Annotated in this window: 16 protein-coding genes; 2 read left to right on the top strand and 14 right to left on the bottom strand. The window is 61.1% G+C overall.

Translation table 11 applies throughout. The features are described from left to right. Positions 1-6: 6 nt before the first annotated feature. The 4 genes from AACO21_RS11080 to lexA are packed head-to-tail and all read right to left on the bottom strand — an operon-like array spanning position 7 to position 5996. Complete coding sequence (locus AACO21_RS11080; RefSeq protein ID WP_346192574.1) at positions 7-3090, bottom strand: error-prone DNA polymerase; 3084 nt, start codon at positions 3088-3090, stop codon at positions 7-9. Positions 3091-3101: 11 nt separating this feature from the next. After that, positions 3102-4568 carry a DNA polymerase Y family protein gene (locus AACO21_RS11085; RefSeq protein ID WP_346192575.1) on the bottom strand — a complete coding sequence of 489 codons (1467 nt, stop codon included), beginning with the start codon at positions 4566-4568 and terminating at the stop codon, positions 3102-3104. Continuing rightward, positions 4483-5394, bottom strand: a complete 912-nt coding sequence (locus tag AACO21_RS11090) for an SOS cell division inhibitor (protein WP_346192576.1) — start codon at positions 5392-5394, stop codon at positions 4483-4485. Before AACO21_RS11090 ends, AACO21_RS11085 begins: the two co-directional genes overlap by 86 nt. Next, positions 5391-5996 (bottom strand): transcriptional repressor LexA, encoded by a 606-nt coding sequence (gene lexA / locus AACO21_RS11095; RefSeq protein WP_346192577.1) that lies wholly within the window; start codon positions 5994-5996, stop codon positions 5391-5393. Before lexA ends, AACO21_RS11090 begins: the two co-directional genes overlap by 4 nt. Positions 5997-6112: 116 nt before the next feature. On the opposite strand from lexA, the gene AACO21_RS11100 reads away from it, so the two are divergent. Next, positions 6113-6421 carry a hypothetical protein gene (locus AACO21_RS11100; protein WP_346192578.1) on the top strand — a complete coding sequence of 103 codons (309 nt, stop codon included), beginning with the start codon at positions 6113-6115 and terminating at the stop codon, positions 6419-6421. Here AACO21_RS11100 and AACO21_RS11105 read toward each other — a convergent pair. The 10 genes from AACO21_RS11105 to AACO21_RS11150 all read right to left on the bottom strand — a co-directional run bounded on the left by AACO21_RS11105 (position 6402) and on the right by AACO21_RS11150 (position 20405). Further along, a complete protein-coding gene (locus AACO21_RS11105) occupies positions 6402-9401 on the bottom strand; it encodes a PhnD/SsuA/transferrin family substrate-binding protein (RefSeq protein WP_346192579.1) in 3000 nt (999 codons plus the stop codon). The genes AACO21_RS11100 and AACO21_RS11105 overlap by 20 nt on opposite strands. A gap of 71 nt (positions 9402-9472) precedes the next feature. Further along, positions 9473-10441, bottom strand: a complete 969-nt coding sequence (locus tag AACO21_RS11110; RefSeq protein ID WP_346192580.1) for an ABC transporter substrate-binding protein — start codon at positions 10439-10441, stop codon at positions 9473-9475. A gap of 35 nt (positions 10442-10476) precedes the next feature. Further along, on the bottom strand, positions 10477-11205 hold the full coding sequence (locus AACO21_RS11115) for a winged helix-turn-helix domain-containing protein (protein WP_346192581.1): 729 nt from the start codon (positions 11203-11205) through the stop codon (positions 10477-10479). Between the two features lie 103 nt (positions 11206-11308). Beyond that, on the bottom strand, positions 11309-12196 hold the full coding sequence (locus AACO21_RS11120) for an HD domain-containing phosphohydrolase (RefSeq protein WP_346192582.1): 888 nt from the start codon (positions 12194-12196) through the stop codon (positions 11309-11311). After that, positions 12193-15621 carry a PAS domain S-box protein gene (locus AACO21_RS11125; protein WP_346192583.1) on the bottom strand — a complete coding sequence of 1143 codons (3429 nt, stop codon included), beginning with the start codon at positions 15619-15621 and terminating at the stop codon, positions 12193-12195. Before AACO21_RS11125 ends, AACO21_RS11120 begins: the two co-directional genes overlap by 4 nt. Before the next feature lie 17 nt (positions 15622-15638). Continuing rightward, positions 15639-16835 carry an ABC transporter substrate-binding protein gene (locus tag AACO21_RS11130; RefSeq protein WP_346192584.1) on the bottom strand — a complete coding sequence of 399 codons (1197 nt, stop codon included), beginning with the start codon at positions 16833-16835 and terminating at the stop codon, positions 15639-15641. Then, complete coding sequence (locus AACO21_RS11135) at positions 16832-17215, bottom strand: response regulator (RefSeq protein ID WP_346192585.1); 384 nt, start codon at positions 17213-17215, stop codon at positions 16832-16834. Before AACO21_RS11135 ends, AACO21_RS11130 begins: the two co-directional genes overlap by 4 nt. A 17-nt stretch (positions 17216-17232) precedes the next feature. Continuing rightward, positions 17233-18363: an ATP-binding protein gene (locus AACO21_RS11140; protein ID WP_346192586.1), complete on the bottom strand. Its 1131-nt coding sequence runs from the start codon at positions 18361-18363 to the stop codon at positions 17233-17235. A gap of 251 nt (positions 18364-18614) precedes the next feature. Further along, on the bottom strand, positions 18615-19961 hold the full coding sequence (gene dgt / locus AACO21_RS11145; protein ID WP_346192587.1) for a dGTP triphosphohydrolase: 1347 nt from the start codon (positions 19959-19961) through the stop codon (positions 18615-18617). A gap of 33 nt (positions 19962-19994) precedes the next feature. Beyond that, positions 19995-20405, bottom strand: coding sequence for a thioesterase family protein (locus AACO21_RS11150; RefSeq protein WP_346192588.1), 411 nt, complete (start codon positions 20403-20405; stop codon positions 19995-19997). A 101-nt stretch (positions 20406-20506) separates the two neighbouring features. Here AACO21_RS11150 and AACO21_RS11155 point away from each other — a divergent pair, with 101 nt between their 5' ends. Then, positions 20507-22150 carry an electron transfer flavoprotein-ubiquinone oxidoreductase gene (locus tag AACO21_RS11155; RefSeq protein ID WP_346192589.1) on the top strand — a complete coding sequence of 548 codons (1644 nt, stop codon included), beginning with the start codon at positions 20507-20509 and terminating at the stop codon, positions 22148-22150. The last annotated feature ends 23 nt before the right edge of the window (positions 22151-22173 follow it).

The following is a 22173-nucleotide window of genomic DNA, read 5'->3' on the forward strand; positions in this document are numbered from 1 at the left end:
CGGAACTCAGTGAAAATCGCGGCTGCGCGTCGCCAGATCACCCAACCAGGGACTCAGATCGATAAAGCGCTTGGCCACCAGATGCAGCACCGAGTCGGCCCGTTGCAACTGACCATACACCCCGAGCAGGCGCGCCGACAGCAGTTCCTTGCGTTGACGCTCGACGAGCCCGGCCTGAACCACGACATTGGTCCAGCCGCTTTCATCTTCGAGTGTCACGAAGACCACCCCGCTGGCCGTCCCCGGACGCTGACGCCCGACCACGATCCCGGCCACGCGCACCAGGGCGCAATCGCCCAATTGAGCCAGTTCGCCCGCAGAGAGAAAACGGCGCGCGCTCAAACGCGCGCGCAGCAAGGAGAGTGGGTGCACCCGCAAGCTGTGGCCCAGCTGGCGGTAATCGGCCACCAGATTTTCCCCCAGACTGGGCGAAGGCAAGGCCGTGACGGCTTCCGGCGGCAGACTTCCGGCAAACAAGTCACCCTGATGCACCACCGCCACACTGCTTTGCCAGGCAGCCTGATGGCGATGACCGGCCAGCGCCTTGAGCGCATCCGCCGCCGCCAGCACGGTCAAATCGCGCCGCGCCAGATCGGCCCGGGTCGCCAGATCGGCCACGGAATCAAAGGGAGCGCACATCCGTGCGGTCACAATCCGTTGCGCGACCGTCGGCGAGAGCCCCTTGATTTCACGCATGCCCAGCCGCACGCAGCCTTCTGCGTCCAGGGTGCTCTCCCATGCACTGGCCGTCACATCCACCGGCAACACCCGCACCCCATGACGGCGTGCATCCTGAATCAGCATCGAGGGCGCGTAAAAGCCCATCGGCTGGCTGTTGAGCAAGCCGCACAAAAATGCCGCCGGGTGATGGCATTTGATCCAGGCCGAGGCATAGACCAGCAAAGCGAAACTGGCCGCATGCGACTCGGGAAAGCCGTATTCGCCAAACCCCCGGATCTGGGCCACGATACGTTCGGCAAACGCCGGTGGCAGCCCTCGCTCGGCCATCCCCTGACGCAATTTATCCTCATGGCGTTCCAGATTGCCCTTGCGCCGCCAGGCGGCCATGGCCCGCCGCAGATCATCCGCCTCGCCCGGCGTGAAGCCCGCCGCGACAATAGCCAGTTGCATGACCTGCTCCTGGAAGATGGGCACGCCCAGGGTGCGCGCCAGCACCGCGTCGACCGCCGGCGAAATGCGCTCGATCAAGGCCGGATCGCGCCGGCGCTTGAGATAGGGATGCACCATGTCACCCTGGATCGGGCCGGGCCGAACCAGGGCCACTTCAACCACGAGATCGTAGTAGTTGCGTGGGCGCAGGCGCGGCAGCATGGCCATCTGGGCCCGCGACTCGACCTGAAAAACCCCCATGCTGTCAGCCCGGCAGAGCATGGCGTACGTCGCGGCATCGCCTTCCGGAATTTGATGCAAAAAACGTGGTTGACCGTCGGCCTGCCCAATCAGTGCCAGCATCCGGCGCAGTGCGGACAACATGCCGAGGGCGAGTACATCGACCTTCATCAGGCCCATGGCGTCGAGGTCATCCTTGTCCCACTGGATCACCGTGCGCGCCGGCATGGCGGCATTTTCGACCGGCACCAGACGGGCCAGCGGCCCGCGCGAGATGACGAAGCCGCCGACATGCTGGGTCAAATGACGCGGAAAGCCGCGCAGCGCCTCGGCCAGCGCCAGCCACTTGGCCACACGCGGACTCTCCGGGTCGAGCCCCATCTCGGCAAAACGGACCGGCAACTGGGCTCGCTGGTCCCACCAGGCCAGGGACGCCGTCAAGGCATCGATCTGCACCCGCTCGAAACCCAGCGCACGCCCGACATCGCGCAGGGCACCCTTGGTCCGGTAGGTGATCAAAGCAGCCGCCAGCGCCGCCCGCTCGCGCCCATATTTGCCATAGATGTACTGGATGACCTCTTCGCGCCGCTCGTGTTCGAAATCGACATCGATATCGGGCGGTTCGCCCCGCTCTTTCGAGATGAAGCGCTCGAACAGCAGAGCGGAACGGGCCGGATCGACCTCGGTGATACCGAGCGCAAAGCAAACCGTGGAGTTGGCCGCCGACCCCCGCCCCTGGCAAAGAATGCCTTGAGCGCGGGCAAAACAGACAATGTCGTAGACCGTCAGGAAATAGGCCTCGTACCCCAGTTGACCGATCAGGGTCAGCTCATGCTCGATGCGCGCGCGCACCGGCGCCGGCACGCCGCCCGGATAACGTTGCCCCAGGCCGCGCTCGGTCTCCACCCGCAGCCAGCTGGCCGGCGTTTCCCCGGGCGGGACGATTTCTTCCGGGTATTCGTAGCGCAGGCTGTCGAGCGAAAACTGACAGCGTTCGGCGATGCGCACACTTTCCGCGAGCCAGGCGGGCGGATAGAGGCGGGAAAGACGCAGGCGCGTGCGCAAATGCCGCTCGCCATTTGGAAACAGGGCACCGCCTGCCGCAAAGACGGTGGTTTTGAGGCGCAGCGCGGTCAGCACATCCTGCACCGGACGCCGTGACCGTTCGTGCATATGCACATCGCCACAGGCCACCAGCGGCAGCCCGCATGCCGCACCCAGCCCCGCCAGATGCGCGAGATAGGCCGCATCGTCCGGGCCGGCATGGCACTCGGCCGCCAGCCAGAGGCGTCCGGAAAAACGCTCGGCCAGCCAGCGGGCATCGGCCTCCGTGGCATCCGGAGAGGCAACCCAGAGAACCAGGCAATCCGGCAGCGCGCCGCTCGGTGAAGCGCCGCCCAGGTCATGGCGTTGCAGGCAATAGCGCCCCTTGTCCGAACGCCGCCGCGCCAAGGAGATCAACGCCGACAGATTGCCGTACCCTTCCCGGTTGCACGCCAAAAACACCAGTTTCAGGCCGTCGACCGTGGTCATCTCGCTCCCGACGATCAGTTTCAGCCCATGCTGCCGGGCCGCCAGATGGGCACGCACCACCCCGGCCAGCGAGGCTTCATCGGTCAGCGCGAGGGCGGCATATCCCAGCGCGGCCGCCCGCTCGACCAGTTCGTCCGGGTGCGAGGCCCCGCGCAGGAAGCTGAAATTGGACAGGCAATGCAGTTCGGCGTAGGCCGGTAACGACATGGCAGCCCCTCTCAGGCAAAAAAGCCATGCAGGAACCAGCCGTCCGCATCGCGAAAAATCCACAGCAGCGCCCCCGTCGTGCTGCGGGCCACGCAATAGTCGCGCCGCAAGTCGCCCACCGCCCCGGCCTCGCCCTCATCCCACCAGCCGCTCTCCAGACGTTCGGCACGGCTCAATCGCTGCAAAGGCCCCTGCCAGTACGGTGCCCCCTTGCGCTCATCCAAGGGCAAAGGGGCCGGCAGAAGCCAAAATGGCCGCGCCCCGACGGTCGACCGTCCGGATGGGCTGTTTTCCGGCCTGACCGCCTGCAAGGGGGTGAGGCGACTGGCGCATTCGGGCCGGTAATCCGCCACCGCATCGAGCACGTGCACCGCGCCCTCGCCCAAGCGGGCCTGCAGGCGCTCCAGACAGGCCGCCGCCCCCTCGCCGCTGGCGCTGCCGGAAAAAAGCGAGCGTGCTTCGTGCTGCGCCGATTCGCAGGTCGTCACCGAAAGCTGCAATCTTTCTACCGGGGCAGCGAGTTCCAGGCGTTCCAGACGTGCCTGCAAGACCCGTCGCCAGCGGGCTTCATCGGCGGAGGCTTCGCTCAAGAGCAAGGGGAGGTCGCTGGCCGTGTGATCGCTGTACAGCAGGGTCAGGTTCAATTGGCGGGCGCGTTGCTGCCGCACCGTCAGCCAGCCGCTCAGACGCGCCAGCAGACGCTGGGCGGCAAACAGCAAGGCGCTCGCCTGCTCGACCCGGCCGGGCAGTTCCAAGCGGGCCTCGAAGTGTTCGGGAAAGGTAAACGGCGCCTGCGGATCAGGCAACTCGCCATACGCCCGCCAGAGCGCATTCACCACGGCTTCCCCCAGCCGCTGGCGCAGGCCGGCGCTCGGCACGCTGCGCAACGCCCCCAGCGTCGGCAAACCGAACGCATCGAGTTGGTCCGTCACGGCGGCAGGCCAATCTGCGACACGCCAGGGCAAGGCATCCAGGGCTGCATACATCGCATCCGGACGATCACAGATCACGCCGCTGCCCCCCGACTCAGCGCTACGGGCCAGCCAGGCTGCCCCCAGCGGCGTTGGTGCCAGCGCCCAATGCGTCTCCCAGCCTTGTTCAAGCAGGCTGGCTTGCAGCGCCGAAAGCAAGGCATCCCGCCCGCCAAACAGGCGCAGGCAGCCGCCCACCTCCAGTCGCAAGCCGCCGGCATCAAGGCTGACATGCGGGGTAAAGCGCCCGGCCCAGATGGCCCGGTCGACGCGTGCGGCCTCCTCCCGCAAAGGGTCGCGCGCCAGCAAGGCAAGACTCGGCACGCGGCCGAGCGCCGCAGCCAGCGACAAGCCCGCTTCAATCCCTGCCGTCTGCGCCGCCGGATCGGCCACGACAACCCGTCCCCGGGCAGTCACCGCACTAGGCGACGATACTGAGGCCAGGGCTTCGCGTGGCAGTTGGGGAAAATACAGGGCGAGCCAGAGCATGATGAGGACGCGGGGCATGCGGCAAGGCCAGGGTCAGCGGTCGGGCTGCCGGCATGCCGCGCCGCTTCAGGATATGCACCGAGAGGCCCTGCGCGGCCGGCTGCAGGGAAACGCGCAAGGCCGCCGGCGAGGTCTCACGGGCGGCGGCGGTCGACCGCCACACACAGGCAAAAACCGGGTGCTGTTCAGCCGCTACCTGCCACCGCCGCAAGGTGCGTGCGTCCAGCGCGGCGGTGCTGCCTCGCGTATGCCGCTGGCCGGCCAACTTGCTCGCACGCCCAGCCAGGGCAGCGGACAGACCCCCATCCCGAGCCGGCATCGGTGCATTCACCGGCATCGCGCCCTCTGGCAGGCAACTCCCCACGCCGTCGAACGCGGTTTGTAAAAAATAGGGCGCCTGCCGACTCAGCGGTGCATTCGCCCGATGCTGCTCGGGCCACACCAGCACGGCCGAAAAACCGCCGCTCGCCAGCAACTGCTCGACACACCAGGCCAGTTCGCGGCCGGGATAAAGGATGACCAAACGCTGCAACGCCACCCCGGCGGCCAGCCAGGCGGGAGCATGCGGCACATAAGGCGGTGCCACCAGGGCGAGCCAGCCATCTCCGGCAGACAGCCGCGCCAGCGTCGGCATGATCAGGGAAAGTTCGCCGATGCCCGCCTGGTCGCTCAGACACTCGGTCAATTGCCCCTGCGGCCAGCCGCCTCCGGGCAATTCGGCATCGAGTTCCGGATAGCCGGTGGCCAATGCGTCCACCGGCAGGCGGGCCAGCGCATCGCCGCGCCAGACATCGCCCCGGGCCAGCACATCGGCCAGCGCGACTGTCTGCGGCATGGCGCTCATGAGAAGGTGCTGACCGCTCCGCGAATCAGGCCGACGGCCACCCCTTCGATGGCGAAATCGACCTGGGCCGGATTGACGATGATGGGCTCGTAATCCGGGTTTTCGGCGATCAGCTTGATCAGGCCGTTCATGCGTTGCAGGCGCTTGACCGTGACCTCTTCATCCAGCCGGGCAACGACGATCTGCCCGTCACGCGCTTGCGTGGTCTTGTGTATGGCAAGCAGGTCGCCATCGAAAATCCCGGCATCGATCATGGAAAGGCCGCGCACCTTGAGCAGAAAGTCGGCACGGGGATTGAACAGTCCGGCATCCAGGGCATAGCGTCCCTGCACGTTCTCGACAGCCAGAATGGGCGAACCGGCCGCCACGCTACCGATGAGGGGCAAACCCAGTTGTTCGACCAGACGGATACCCCGGGCCGAGCCCGGTTCCAGATTGATGGCCCCTTTTTTGGCGAGGGCCTTGAGATGATCCTCCGCCGCATTGGGCGAGGCAAAGCCGAAGGCCGTGGCGATTTCGGCCCGGGTGGGCGGCGCGCCAAGGACTTCAACCGTATTGCGGATGAAATCGAGGATTTCCTGCTGTCGCGGGGTCAGTTTCATGAGGGGCTCCACGCAAAAACCAATGACTGTATTTTTGTACAGTTATCGATTTTTGGCAAGCGGAAGCAAGCGGCAAAATCGGCTAATATCCGGCGTCGACCGTCAGAGTACCGATCATGAAACTGCAACACCTGCCCCTGGGCGCCCGCTTTGAATACGAAGGCAAGGTCTTCGTGAAGACCGGCCCGCTGACTGCCTCTTCGGAAGAAGGCGGGCAGCAGATCATTCCCCGCTATGCTGTTCTCAGACCCATCGAGACCGCAGATGCCGCCCCCAAAACCGCAGCCCGGGGCCGCCTCACCGAAGCCGGCGTACGTGCCGCCTTCGACACGTTTTACCGGACCTGCAGCCGCCTGGTGCCGGAGAGCGAGCAGGCAGCACTCGAAGCCGCCCGCGACCGTTTTTTCACTGCGCTGAAGGCCTAACCCCGGCCGCATGGCGGGCCGCATGACGTGCACCGCCATGCACCTGAATCAGGCGCATCAACTCGCCCAGATCGATGGGCTTGGCAATATGCGCCACCATCCCGACGGCAAAGCAGCGATCCCGCTCTTCGCCATAAGCATGCGCCGTCTGGCCGATGATCGGCAGATCCGGCGCCATGGCCAGAATGCGTTCGGTGGCCTCATAGCCGCCCATGACAGGCATCTGCAAATCCATCAGGACCACATCGAAGGCCGCGCCGCCCTCTTCCGCCACCGCATCGCAGGCCGCCCGACCGTTCTCCACAGCCGTTACCCGGGCACCGGCCAAGTGCAGATTTTCGAGCAGGAGTTCCCGATTGACCGGATTGTCCTCGGCAATGAGCACGGCATAACCGGATAAGGGGAACAAGGCATCCTGGCTCGCCGACGAGGCCACGGCATGTTCCGGCAAGGGCAGATAAGGCAGCGACACCATGAAACAGGTGCCTTGTTCCGGCGTACTGCGCACCTGAATCTGGCCGCCCATCAATTCGACCAGGCGACGGGTGATCGACAGCCCCAGACCGGTGCCGCCGTAACGTCGGGTCGAGGAGGTATCGACCTGCACGAAAGGATCAAAAATCAGGGCGCACTGTGCCGCGCTCATGCCAATCCCGCTGTCCTCAACCTCCAGATGGAGGACCTCGTCTTCACACCAGGCACGCAGGCTGACAAAACCGTTTTCCGTGAATTTGACCGCGTTCGACAACAGGTTGAGCAAAACCTGACGCAAGCGCAGATCATCCCCCAAGCAGCGGACCGGCAAATTCGGGGAACGCTCCAGGCGCAAGGACAAGCCCTTTTTGCGCGCCAGTTCCTGAACCGTATCCACCGCTTCATCCAGCACCCCCGGGAGGTGGATCGGTGCCTGTTCGATATGCATTTTGCCCGCCTCGATCTTGGAAAAATCGAGGATGTCATTGATGACCCCCAGCAAATGCTTGCCGGCCATCGACACCTTGGTCAAGGCGTTCCTGATCTTGTCCGGCTGATCGAGATAGCGCAGGCCGAGATCGGCAAACCCCAGGATGCCATTCAAGGGCGTGCGGATTTCGTGACTCATGTTGGCCACAAACTCGCTGCGCATGCGGGCGAGATGCTCCGCCGCCGCCAGCGCCCGATCCTTGGCCTGCTGCGCCTGACGCTGCGCACTGATATCGACGAAGCTGACCACCGCTCCCACGTTCTCCCCGCTCTGGTGCATGGGGTGAATCCAGAGCATCACCGGCAAGGGCGTCCCATCCCGGCGCCAGTAGGTTTCTTCTTCAAGGAAAATCTGCCGCCCCTCGCGGACAAACTGCAGGCTCGTGCAGTCTTCAGCCGGATACGGCCGCCCATCCGGGTAATGGTGATGGAAGAGATGATGGGCATTCTGACCGATGGCGTCCTCAACGCTCACCCCCAGCATCTGGCACGCCGCCGGATTGATGAAGATGATCTCACCCGAGAGATTGACCCCGTACAAACCGGCTGCGCTGGTCTGGAGGATCAACGAAGCACGCTGCTCCATACCCAGCAGCGCCTGGCTGCGTTCCTCGACACGCTGCGCCAGCGTCCTTCCATACTCTTCAAGGTCCGCCTGCAAACGCTTGCGCTCGGTAATGTCGTGCGAAATGCCGAGTACGCCGATCAGTCCCCCCTCCGGGCCATACATCGGCGTCTTGGTCGTTTCGAGCAACTCGCGATGCCCATCGCTGGCAAAGGTCACCCATTCCTCGTTGACGCGGGGAGTCCCGGCTTCAATCGCGGCCAGATCATGGGCACGAAAAGCATCCGCCAAGGCCGCGTCTACAAAGTCGTAATCCGTCTTGCCAACGATCTCCTCGCGCGATTTGCCAAAGAAGGCTTCAAAGCGCGGATTGCAGTCGAGATAGACGCCTTCGGGATCTTTCAGCCAAACCAGATCGGGCAAGGTCCGGACCAGGGTACTCAAATGCAGACGTTCCACCGCCAGGGCCTGCGTACTCTGCTCGAGCGCGACTTTGGCGAGCGACAGCTTCCGATTACTGGCCGCCAGACGCAGCGAAACCAGCAGGATCACGACAAAGCCGCTCAGGAAGAAAATCAGATAGGGCCAGTAACGGGTCCAGGCGTCATGCCACGAAAACGGCACCGGCTGATCGAATGGCGGCAAGCGCAAGGCGCGCGCGAGATTTTCAACCGGCAGGTAATCCGCAGGCGGTAAAAATCCGGCAATGCCCGCCGCCCGACTGGCCGGATGCGTCGGCTCCAACGCAAAAATGGCGGAGGCAATTCGGCGCGTCATGACACTGTCCAGATGCGGCATGACAATCAGCGGCCATTCCGGGTAAAGACGGGTCGACACCGCATAGGGGAAGCTCGGTAGCGCCTGCCGATTGATCACCTTCAAGGCCTCCGGAGCCAGACGCCCCTGCGCCTGCATGTCCTCAAGGATGCCGGTCCGGATAAAGGCAGCATCGGCATCTCCTGCCAGAACACTGGCGATGGCGGCCTCGTGCCCCCCCACGAAGCGAAGATCGCCGGGTTCGGGCTGAGCTAAACCCGCAGCCAGCAACTCATGAAGGACCGCCTGATAGCCACCGAAAAACCCGAAACCCGGGGCCGCAATCCGTTTCCCGCCCAGATGCGCGAGCGAGTGCACAGTCGGATTGTCATTGCGCACCACAATCACCCCGCCCAGGCTCGCCGTAGCCACTCCATTGCGCATCGAGGTCAGTGTCGCCAGCACCCCGGCCATGCTGTTACGGCTGCGGACAACAAGGTAATGACCGGGATTGGTCAATAACAGGTCGATCCCGTTATTGGACAATGCCGTTTCAATTTCGCCCTGATCCAGAACCAGCAGATTGACCTGCACCCCCGGCAAACTATCACCCAGATACGTGGCCAAAGGCTGAAAGCGTTGTGCCAGCAAGGGCTTTTCGCGGTAGGCAAACACCGCCAGATTGAGTGTTTCCATGGCATGCGCCGGTAATAAAAAACACCCCATGAGACAGGCTAGGAAGCATTGAACAGACAGCCGCTGCCAGATCATGCCCCCCCCTGCTCTGGCAAATAGCGCCCGTCCAGCAGGTCCTCCAGGGCATCGGGACGGGCCAGCATGGCACGCCCCGACATCAATTCACTGAGTGCGGCGGCTGCACGCTGCAGACTACTTCCGGGTTGCAGCAGAATACGGTTGCGTTCCAGATCAGGGATGACAACCCCTCCCAGCGCTTTTTGTGCGCTTTCCAGCGAAATCTGCTGACGGGATGCAATCCGATGCAAGGCATCCGGACGATTGACCCGCAGATGTCCAATCCCGGCGAAATGCGCCCGCAAGAGCGCCCGCAGGGTCGGATGCAAACGATCCCGCTGATCGGTGCGCACTGCCAGGACATCAAAAATGGTTTCCGGAAGACGTCGACTGTCGAACAAGCGTTCCGCCCCCAAGGTCGCCAGACGGCTGGCCGTTGGCTCATAGGTGATCGCCAGATCGATCTCCTGTGCTGCCCAGGCATCCTGCAGTTTTTCCGGAGGCAGATCGACGAGTGTGACCTCGCTACGTGCCACATTCGCGACCTCCAGCAGCTTGACCAGCATTAACTCGCCCACCGCCGACGCCTCAAGTGCAATGCGCTTGCCAGCGATATCCGACCATGCCGTGATCGTCGACCTGGCCATCACGACGTCGGCACCGGCCGACATATCGAGCACGGCGATGATGGAGAGCGGCGTACCGCTCCCTCGAACATGGAGTACTTCGTCCAGGGTCAGGCATGCCGCATCCACTGCGCCACTTTGTATTGCCGCAATTGATTCGCTCGCGCTGCGGGTTTCCGTCAGCTGAATCTGGCTGGATAAGGCCCCCATGCTGCGTGCCAGGAAAAAAGATTCATACCCGATCCAGGGATGAACCCCCAGGCGGAGCGGCGGTGTGCCGCAGGCCGGTAAAAAAGCCAAGCCCGCAGACAGTGGCAAGGCCTGAATGAGCCGGCGACGCATGCGTGAAATCGACATCAAAAAGCTCCTGCTCCTTCGATCACCATGAACGCTCAATCCTCGAGATGAATCGGCGCAACAAAGGCATAGCCAACGGCATGAATGCTGCGTACCGGCAATGTGATCGAAGAAACATTATTGACCTTGACCCGCAACCGGCTGACCAGGGTATCGAGGCGGCGCAGATCGAAATACTCCATATCGTGCCCCAGGGCTTCCACCATCTCACGCCGCGAAACCGCCTGCCCCGGTTTGTGAGCCAACGCGGCAATGAAGGTGGTTTCCGTCTGGCTCAGACGGATCGACTCTCCGCCCGGCGCCTGCAACGTCCATGTTCCGGCAAACAGGATCCAGGCATCGGGCGCCTCGTCCGTGCGGGGATAAAACCAGCGCCCCTCCCGGGAGTTTTCGCCACGACACAAACGCACCAGCGCACTCAAGGATGCCGCCAACCAATCCAGATTGAACGGCGGCGTGAAACACATGGTGATCAGCCGGTCACGCATCAGCCCCACGGCTGCGGCCTCCTCCTGCTGAGGCAACAAGGCCACGCAAGGAATCCGGAAAGACTCGAGAATCATCTCCGGCAATTCAATCCCGGGATCCACCATCAGCGCAGCGGGATGATGCTGCAGCAACAAGGCCGGCACTTCCGCCGAAGAGGCGGCAGTCAATACCCGCCAGCCATGGTTCGGCAGTCCTTCCAGCAATTGCAGCCTTAGCGACTCGTCCGCGATGGCAACCAGCAGGAGCGCGTGCGTTTTTATTGTTTCATTGTGCATAAACCCGAGATTAATACCCGAGTCGGCAGCATTGTCAATATTTGACAGAATCTACACAAATAATACTTTTGTGAAAATTGACGATTTCATCCGGATGGAGAGATCAATCCACAAAACGCCGCCAGAAATCCGGGCGCAATTGCTGTTCGATCGCATGACGCAATTCATCGGTTACATTCGCTGAATCAAGGGGCCAGCGCACCAGCATGATCTTGTCCCGCATGCGACCCAATGCCGACAGAATGTCCGGATCAAAGCAGCCTTGCATGGCCAGCACCTGATCAATCGCGGCAGGGGCGGGAATCTTGGCACGTTGCGGACGATCACAGGTCAGCGCATCGAACACATCCACGCAGGCCACAATTCTCGCCGCCAGCGGAATATCCTCACCGCGCAGCGCACGCGGGTAACCGCTCCCATCGAAGCGTTCGTGATGCGATTCGGCAATCACCGAGGCTGTCGCCAGGACAGGATCATTCGCCGAAGCAAGCAAGCGCGCCCCCAGCAGACAATGAATTTGCATTTCATGATGCAGGGACGCATCGAATTCATCCACGCCCAGCAAGGCATCCGGCAAACAGATTTCACCGATGTCATGCAGCGGTGCAGCCAACTGCAGTACATCACAAAAGGCATCGGGCTGGCCGATGGCATGTGCCAGCAGTGCCGCCAGCGTCCCAATCCGCACCACGCTTTCCGTGCTGCCCCCCTTGCGGTACTCGGACAACAAGGCCATCCGGTACAGCATGTCGGTCATCATGCCCTGCCGCGACGCCGTCAATCGTTGTTCGCTTTCCCGCAGGCGATTGATGTCGGCCATCATGCGCTGCATCTGGCCATAAGCTGCCGTGCGCTCGGCGGTCAATTCGCGGATACGGGCAGCCTGATCGCTCTGGGCAGGCGCTAAGTGGTCAATACTGGGCAAGGTGCGCTCATCGAGATCAAGTTCGAAATCGATCTCCGGGAACAGGTGCTCAAGACGTTCGTTCATGATGCCACTCCTTCGGTATTCGCTGTCTGCGCGGCGCCCTCATCCAGCCACAAGGTGAGTTCACCAAGATGAGAGGCTGTCAGTGACGGGTTTTCAACCATCTCTTCCGAGGCCACTGCCACCACCTTGGTCGGCAGCCAGATACGGACAACCGTCCCCTCACCCAACTCGCTATCCACCTGGATTTCACCGTGATGGGCCGTCACGATTTCCTTGACCAGGGACATGCCGAGGCCGGTCCCCGGGATATTGCCGGAGCCATCCGCCCGGAAAAATCGTTCAAAGACACGCGACAGGTCCGCAGGCGTCATGCCGATCCCGTGATCGCGGACCGAGACATCGACCCCCAAGCGCTCACCATTCGCTGACTGCACCGCCTGAATTTCTATCGCGCCGCCATCCGGCGAGTATTTGTAGGCATTGGAGATGATGTTCAGGAAAGCCTGCTGCAATTTGGCCGGATCGCCCTCGATCGAGGGCAGGTTATCGTCGATCTGAACCTGCATGCGTGCTGCCCCTGACTCGCCGTTCATGGCCTTCATGGCACCGATGGCTTCTTGCAGAACCAATCCAGGCTGGACATCCTGCATGTTGAAGACCTTGCCGCCGCGCGCCTCGATCCGGGCGAGATCGAGCAATTCATTGATCAGGTCGGTCAGGCGCCGGGCCTGACGGTGAATGGTGTCAAAAATCTTGAGCGAGCTCTCACGATCGAATTCGCGCATGCGCATCAACTCGACATAGCCCATGATGCTGGTCATCGGCGTACGCAGTTCGTGGGCGGCGGTGGAGAGGAATTCGCTCTTCATGCGGTCGACCTCGGTTTCACGGGTGACATCGCGCAGGTACACCACGATGCTGTTCCCGGAGGTCGGCTCATGCACGCTGACCTGCAGCACGCTGTGCCTGGGCTTCTGCATGTACATCAGGCAACTGCCTGCCGATTTATCATCGCTGCACCCGCAGACCTCCTTGGCAAAACAGTCCGGGAAAGTCTGAGCAGGGTCGGCTCGCCCACGCAGCAGGGCATCGAGCTCCAATCGACCCAGGCCAGTTGCTTCGCCTGCCTGAATCCCCGTCATCCGTTCAAATGCGCGATTGACGAAGGAAATCTTCCCTTGCTCATCGAAATAAATGATGCCGTCCGGGCTCAGGGTGAGGATCACGTCGAGCTGTGACATCAAACGGATGATGCGCTCGGTCGACTGGATGCGATCAGAGATATCGACAATGCTCCCGACCATCCGCAGCGGCTTGCCTTCCGGCGTCATCTCGACCACACGACCATGATTGGCAGCCCAGATCTGACGCCCGTCCGGCAACTCACACTGGTGCTCGAAATAGAAATCTTCGTTACCGGAAGCAAAATGTTGTGCCAGCGCATCCATCAAACGCTCGCGCCACATCGGAGAGAGTCGTGCCAGGAAGGTATCGAGGGTATGCGATCCTTTCACCTGATCCGGGTCCAAACCCAGCACCCGCGCCCAGCTCGGGCTGGTCACAAGGGTATTGGTCACCACATTCCAGTCCCAGATTCCTTCGTGCAAGGCTTCGACGGTCAACGCCAGCCGATGCTCGCTTTCCACCAGCGCCTGCGTGGCTGCCATGCTGGCCGTGATGTCATTCTGAATGCCGATATAGTGGGTAATCTCACCTGCGTCATTGAAAAGGGGCGACAAGGAGAGTTCATTCCAGAAAGGCTGGCCATCCTTGCGCCAGTTTTTCAAGACGACCTTGCACGAGCGGCCGGCCCGAATGGCATTGCGGATTTCTCCGAGCGCAGCCAGATCATCGCCCTCGTGCTGCAGAAGGTTGCAGTTGTGCCCAAGCACTTCGGCCGACGAGTAGCCGGTAATCCGTTCAAACGACTCATTGACGTAGATGACGGGCTGCCCCGGCTGCTTCATGTCCGAAATGACCACCCCGCACGAACTCGAGGCCAGCGCCCGCTCCTGCAGATGCAACTGGTTTTCTGCTTCGACCGCATCGGTAATATCGCGCACGAGACCGCCGATCCGGTTCATCAATCCCTCATTGTCGAGGATCAGATTCATTCGGTTGATGACCAGACGGATACTGCCGTCGGCATGACGAATCCGATAACGCACCTCCTGCAGATGCCCCCCTTCCAGTGCCGACAAGCCCTGCGTGAAGAGCGCCCGATCCTCCTCCAGGATGATTCGGGAAAACAGCGCGGGGTCCTGCAGAAAAGCCTTTGGGGCGTATCCGAAAACGCGTGCCGCCGAAGCACTGATGTAATCCACCGCGCCCCCATCCCGGCTGAGCGCATAGACCACATCATCCACCCCGTCGAGGACGGAACGAAGATGCTCGCGCGCCGCATCCAATTCACGCGTGCGCTTTGCCACGACCTCCTCCTGGCGGTCATAGACACAGCGTAAGGAATAGACCATCTCATTGAAGGCCGTCCCCATCCAGCCGACTTCGTCGCTGCGGACGACTTCGAGTTCGCGCAGTCCTCCGGGGCCGGCACTGGCGATTTCCATGGCGCGGCTGCCCATTTCCCGCAACGGCTCTACATCGCGCGCTGAAAAACGGCGGGCAATCAACATGACAACCCACAAGAGCACCACGATCACCACCAGCAAGACGACCGTCACCAGAATCAAGGGGCGATACGCCACCTCCGGATCTGTCGTCGCTTCAACCTGGATACTCAGGTGATACCGTTTGGCAAACGGGCCGTTCAAGTCCAAGACGACCGGGCTGGCACTCGGGCCACTGAAACTGGCCTGGCGCAGCTTCAACATGCCGCTACCATCCCGAAGGCTGATATTCAACGGCAGTTTCCCCGGCAATGCTGCCTCCGCGACCAGGCGCTTCAGCAACATGTCCAAATCCAGATGGGTCACCAGCACGCCTTCGACCGTTCCCGTCGCCACATACCGTACGGGGAAATGCATGTAGAGGCGGGCTTCACTGATCGCGGGAATAAAATGCAGATGCGGCATTTCATCCAGGGGGCGGACACTCCTGAACTCCGCCAACTCCTCCGCATTCAGATCGCCTGCCAGTACCGTCCCATTGGCATCGACCAGGGCAGGAACGCTCATTTCCGGCACATTGCGACCATATTCGGCCAGGAATGGACGTAGGTGCCCTTGATTACCCGAAGCATCGGCCAGCGCATTTCCGACCAGGGACAAATGAGACAGTCGGTCCATCTCGCCCAAGGCTCGCTCCAGCTCGGATTCAAGGCGCTCGGCCAGGAGGGTGGTGGCCAGACGGACGCGCAATTCAGCCGTTTCGGTGATGTAACGGGCCGTCAGCGGATAGAAAATCACCGTTGCCACCAGCAAGGCACCGGCAGCCACGCCCTGGCTGCGCAGGGCCACGCGGTTCGCCATACTGGTTTCATACCAGACTTGCAGGCGTGCTTTCAGATCATGCCAAAGCGCTGTCATGATGCCTCTCCTTGTGATTACCGCCCTACCCTGACCAAGGCGCCATCCTCGCGGAAGCGGGCAAAATACAGATCCCGCTCGCCCAACGCTTCGTGGCGCTCCGCCGTGAACGGCGGGGCGTAGCGCTTCATCACCCCATCAAACGGGGCAAGATTTTCCAGTGCGGCCCGAACAGCACGCCGATCATCGGTTCCTGCCTGACGAATGGCCATCGCCAACAGATGCACCAGATCATAGGCATGCGCCACACCGACCGCAGAGGGAATCTGCTCCGGTGTCTTCACCTTGAAATGATCCATCGCTCGCTGGGCAAGACGCTTGGCAGGTGGATTGCGGGCCTCGCCGAAGGAGTAGGTCTGCACCACCGAGAAATCGACCTTCTTCAGCGCCTCTCCGGCCATCCGATAAAAATCGCCCCCGGTGATGCCCCAGTGACTCAAAATCGGCAGGCGTTCAGCCTCGGGCAGGCCGGCGATGATTTTGACCATCTGTTCGCCCTCACGCTCGTTGGCAACCAGAAAAATCGCCTCTGCCCCGGCGGTACGCAAGGCGTTGTAACGGGCCAGCAGATTTTCGCCAGCGATCGTCCCCCAGTTGTACCACTCAGTCCCCACCAACTGGACATCCTGACGACCGTTCAACGCTTTCTCGACGGCATCATGATTGCTTCGCCCCCAGGCAATATTGGGCAGCAACATGCCAAAACGCTTGAAGCCGCGCTTTTTCACTTGCAGCAACATTGCCTTCACTGCGAGCGTGTCCGACAAGGAAAGCCGGAATGCCCAGTTTGGCTTCTGCCCGTTATCAACAATGCCATCTGCCGCAGCCCAGGGATCCAGCATGATCATCTCAAGCGAGGGCAACAGCTTGACCTGCTCCAAGGCAACCGGACTGAACTTGCCGGTCATCATCGCGACCAGACCGGGCTGGGCAGCAAATTTGCGCAGATTGTCGGCCCCACGCGCGGGCATGGAGCGATTGTCGAGCACCACCAGAGACAAGGGACGCCCGGGCAGCACACCGCCGGCAAGATTGATTTCTTCCAGTGCAATGCTGGCGCCCAGACGGATGGCATCGTCCGAGGTACTCGTCAGATCGGCAATTTCCAGATCCAGTCCGAGATAGACCGGCGATGCCGCAGGGTCGGCCTGCAACCAACCGCTGGCGAAGAGACAGACGGTTGCGCATGCGGCACGCAAAAAACGGCGTCTCATGATTTTTGTGCCAAATGGCTGTCGACCGTATCGATCAGCTCCAGCGGACTGAAAGGTTTGGTCAGGTAGGCGCTTGCGCCCGCTTGTCGTCCCATTTCGAAGTCAGACTGCTGGCCGCGCGCGGTCAGCATGATGACAGGTGTTTCCTTGATCGAGGGTTCGTTGCGGATTTTCTGGCAGACCTGATACCCATCCAGCGTCCCCGGCATCATGACATCGAGCAGGACCAGATCAGGGCGCAGGGCACGCACCATGTGCCAGCCACTGTCACCATTTTCCGCTTCGTGGATTTCGTTGTTACCCATTTCCAGGGTCATGCGGATCAGGGAACGGATATCGGCTTGATCTTCAATGATCAAAATAACGCTACGTTTGCTCATGATGGATGACTCCCTTCTCAGTTGCTGGCCGCTTGACGCTGACGCAGCATCAGGCGGGTCAAATCTTCGGCATAACGCTTGGCCTGCTCGGCCCCGAGATCCGGATTGACGTCTTCGGGGGGCGCACCGGCGGGCAGTTCGATGAAGAGCGATGTCACGACGCTGTCCTCTTCGTCCAGCCGGACACCACCCCGGTGCAGTTCAACGATTTTTTTACACAAGGCCATGCCCAGACCCAACGTACGCGGTGCCTGATGTGGCGCACCTTCACGGTTATGGGTGGATTGACCAAACGGCATGGCGCTGCGCGACTCCGTTGCCTTGGAGAGCCCCTTGCCATGGTTCTGTATTTGCATGCTGACGAAATTGCCGTGCGGCCGCACCACGATTTCCAGATCGGATTTCACATTGCAATGCATGACCAGATACTCGACATAGCCGTACAGCGCCTCCACGAGCCAGTCCTGGCTGCCATAGACCACCGGCAGTTCGACATTGCCCGGAATATTCAGATGCAGCTTGAGCTTGCGGCCATCCAGCAAACGCTGGGCTCGACCCAGCAGCTTTTTCAGCAGTGGCAACAACTCGATCCGGTCACTCGCCACCACTGGCTTGTTGGCAAACGATTCGGCAAACGCGGCCATCTGGGCCATCTGGCCAACCAGCTTCTCGCCTTCGCGCAGCATGTTTTCAATTTTGTCCCGGGCCACCTGGCGCCCTTCGGCATCCGCCACGGCGCCGCGCATGCAGTCGTGTGCACTCAGGCCAAATGTCTTCAGGCTGTCGCCCAGCTCTGCCTGCAACAGGGTCGCCAGATTCGAAATCACGGTTTGGTAACGCTGCACCTCACCCAGATTGCGGATATTGACCAGATAACCCCCGCCCACAGGCGATTCTGAAATCTTGATCTGGAGAATTTCATCATGGTCAGGCCCGGCCTGAATGGTGAAATTAACCGGCGGTCGGGCATAGCCACGGATCAGGGCGGCCAGCTGAACACGGATTTCATCGGAGGCAAGCGGCTTGCCGACCAGGGCCTTCAATTGCGCCGTGGCCATGCGGTTGGTCAATTTGACGATCCCGTCCTTACCGACAATCATCAGCCCGTCTTCGATGCTATCAACCAGAATTTGCAGATTGGCGGACATGCTCTTCTCTCCTGCTACTGTGATCCCGGTAGGGTTACCGAGACCGCTTCAAATTGCATGCATCAATTCACGCCGGCTTGCTTTTGCCCGGCACAATGCATGCACACTTCACCATGCATTCATGCTAGGACGAACTACGGTCAATGTCTCTGACGACTTCTGACAAGTTCTGACCAGATCGAACAGCCCCCCCCTGAAAAGCAGAAAGGGACACCGCAGTGTCCCTTTCGAGAGATCAGCCCAGCCTTCTGTCAGGCCGGCAAATCGAAACCTTTCAACTTGCGATACATATCGACAGCATAGGAATCCGTCATCCCCGCGACAAAGTCGGCGATTTGCAGCAAACGGATATAAGGATCGGCGGAAGGCTCGCCATCATGGTCGAGAAACTGAGTCGGCAACAGCTTGAGCAACATGCGCTCACGTGTCGTAAAACGCCCGTGCCCTGCCCGCGCCTCAACCGCCTGGGTAAACAAGCCCAGCAAGGCGCCCAGCACCTCGAAACCGGCCGTTTCAATCTCGAGTGCGGGACGCGCGGTATAAATCGTGTCCTTGGCCAGTTTCAAGACTGCTTGCAAAGGCACGGCAATCGGGGACTGCTCGAGCAGTTCGTCATCGAAATCGCCGGACAGAATGGCCTCTTCGTTCTCCAGGAACACCGCGGCCGCACTTTCCAGCAAGCGCCCGATGGCCTTGGCCCGCAGATACTCCAGGCGCTCCTTGGGATCATGCAGGCGGTCCAGGCGCTGCCCATTGACGCTGCTCCCGGCCAGATCCGCGAGCAGGCATTCGGCGTCTTTGTAAGGAACAAAGCCCAAGCGTGCCGCGTCTTCCAGGTCGACGATCAGGTAGCAGGTATCGTCTGCCACCTCCACCAGAAAGGCCAGCGGATGACGTCGCCAGGCCGTGCCGGGAATTCGCTCGATCAGGCCGGTCGACCGTGCGACCTGGGCAAAATTCTCGGCATCCTGCTGAAAGAAGCCGAATTTCTTGCTGCTTTTACCCTCAAGCGTCTCTGGCAAATACGAGGGGCGGGGATATTTTGTGAAGGTGGCCAGCACCGCATTGGTCAGTTGCAAACCGCCCGGATTGGCCGGGCTTTGCAGGCGACTGACAATCCGGAAGCCCTGCGCATTGCCTTCATAACGTTCGAAATCCGCCCGCTGTGCCGGGGTAAAGTCGTGACGTTCGAGCAAACCGGACGTACGAAACCATTCGCGGATAGCATCTTCGCCGGCATGACCGAAGGGCGGATTACCGATATCGTGCGCCAGGCAGGCTGCGGCCACGATGGCGCCAAAATCGCCCGACTCGACCTCCTTGAGGCCATGCCGGGCAATGATTTCGCGCCCGACCACCGCACCGAGCGAACGGCCGACGCAACTCGCCTCCAGGCTGTGGGTCAGGCGGGTACGGACGTAATCACTTTTGGAAAGCGGAAAAACCTGGGTTTTGTCTTTCAGGCGCCGAAACGCCGAGGTAAAGACAATCCGGTCGTAGTCCTGCTGAAAAGCAGTCCGCTCCGGCGTACCCGGTGCCTTGCCCGCACCGATGCGGTCTGCCGAAAGAAGCTTGTCCCAGATTTTGCGCTTACCCATGCCTCATCCATTCCAAATTGATGGACAGGCAGTTTACTCCGCTTCGAGCACCGCCCGCACATGCTCCGGCAACGGCACGGACTTGCCCGTCAAGGTATCCATCCACACAACCTTGGCCGCCCCTTCAGCATAGAGCCGATCATCCCCCTCGATCCGCATCTCGACATAGGTCTGGCAACTGGACCGCCCCACCGCCCCGACAAATGTCCGGACTTCGACCTGCCCCGGATAATTCATCGGGATCAGGAAAGTGCAGCTGGCATTGATGATCACCGGGCCGTCACCGCCAGGACGCACTTCCACCTTCAAATCCTCCAGCCACTCGACCCGGGCCTGTTCCATAAAGCGGAAATACACCGTGTTATTGACGTGACCATAGGCATCCATGTCGCCCCAGCGAATGGGCATTTTTGTCACATGAATCAGTTTCTTGCGGTGTTCCACGAGCCTGCTCTCCTTTTCAAACAAATGCTTGATCTATGTTTTTCCATACTGTACCGTATTGTGAACATAAATTGACAACAATGCGACAACAAGGAGACATCATGGAACGCGAAGCGATGGAATTTGATGTAGTGATCGTCGGTGGCGGCCCGGCCGGGCTGGCATCTGCGATCCGACTCAAACAGCTTGCACAGGAACAGAACAGCGACCTTTCCGTTTGCCTGATCGAAAAAGGGGCCGAAATCGGGGCCCATATTCTTTCCGGCGCCGTGATGGACCCGCGCGCCCTGACCGAGCTGCTCCCAAACTGGCAAGCCGATGGTGCTCCCCTTCTGGCGCCGGTCTCCGAAGACCGCTTCTTCATTTTGTCCGAAACCGGTGCCACCAAGGTGCCGAACGCCTTGTTGCCCAAATGCTTTCACAACGAAGGCAATTATGTGATCTCGCTAGGCAACGTCTGCCGCTGGCTGGGTGAGCAGGCCGAAGCCCTCGGTGTCGAAATCTACCCCGGCTTTGCCGGTGCCGAAGTGCTGTTTGACGAGAACGGCGCCGTCAAGGGCGTGGCCACCGGTGACATGGGCCGTTTGCACGATGGTTCGGAAGGCCCGAACTTTCAGCTGGGCATGGAACTGCATGGCAAATACACCTTCTTTGCCGAAGGCTGCCGCGGCCATCTCGGCAAACAACTGATCGAGCAGTTCGACCTGAACCGCAACGCCGACCCGCAAACCTACGGCATCGGCATCAAGGAACTCTGGGAAATCCAGCCCGAGAAGCATCAGCTTGGTCTGGTCGTGCACAGCGGCGGCTGGCCGATGCAATCCGATACCTACGGGGGCGGCTTCCTCTACCACCTGGAAAATAATCAGGTAGCAGTCGGTTTCGTGGTCGGCCTCGGCTACAGCAACCCGCACCTCTCTCCTTTTGAAGAATTCCAGCGCTACAAGACGCATCCGGAAATCCGCAAGTTCCTCGAAGGCGGCAAGCGCATCGCCTACGGCGCCCGCGCCCTCACGGCCGGCGGCCTGCAATCGCTGCCAGAACTCGTCTTCCCGGGCGGTGCACTGATCGGCGACGATGCCGGTTTCCTCAATGCGGCCCGCATCAAGGGGTCGCACTGCGCCATCAAGACCGGGGCACTCGCCGCAGAGGCCTGTTTCGCCGCGCTGAGCACCGAGCGTCAGCGCGACCGGCTGGATGCCTATCCGGAAGCCTTCAAGAACAGCTGGCTCTACGAAGAACTCCATCAGGCACGCAACTTCAAACCCTGGATGAACAAAGGCCTGAAACTCGGCTCGATCATGTTCGGCATCGATCAGATCGTTTTCGGCGGCAAGGCCCCATGGACGCTGCACAACACGACGCCCGACCACGCCAAGCTGAAGCCGGCCAGCGAGTGCCCGAAGATCGACTACCCCAAGCCGGACGGCGTCCTTACTTTCGACCGCCTCTCCTCGGTGTTCCTGTCCTCGACCAATCACGAGGAAGATCAGCCCTGCCACCTGCAACTCAAGGATGCCAGCGTCCCCATATCGGTCAACCTGGCACGCTACGATGCGCCGGAGCAGCGTTTCTGTCCGGCCGGTGTGTATGAAATCCTCGGTCAGGAAGAAGGCAATCCGCGCCTCCAGATCAATGCCCAGAACTGCGTGCATTGCAAGACCTGCGACATCAAGGACCCGACCCAGAACATCAACTGGGTTGTCCCGCAAGGGAGCGAAGGACCGACTTATCCGAACATGTAACCCTCTGATGAACGGCAGTTGGC

This window comes from Dechloromonas sp. ZS-1 (genome assembly GCF_039649255.1).
Classification (GTDB): domain Bacteria; phylum Pseudomonadota; class Gammaproteobacteria; order Burkholderiales; family Rhodocyclaceae; genus Azonexus.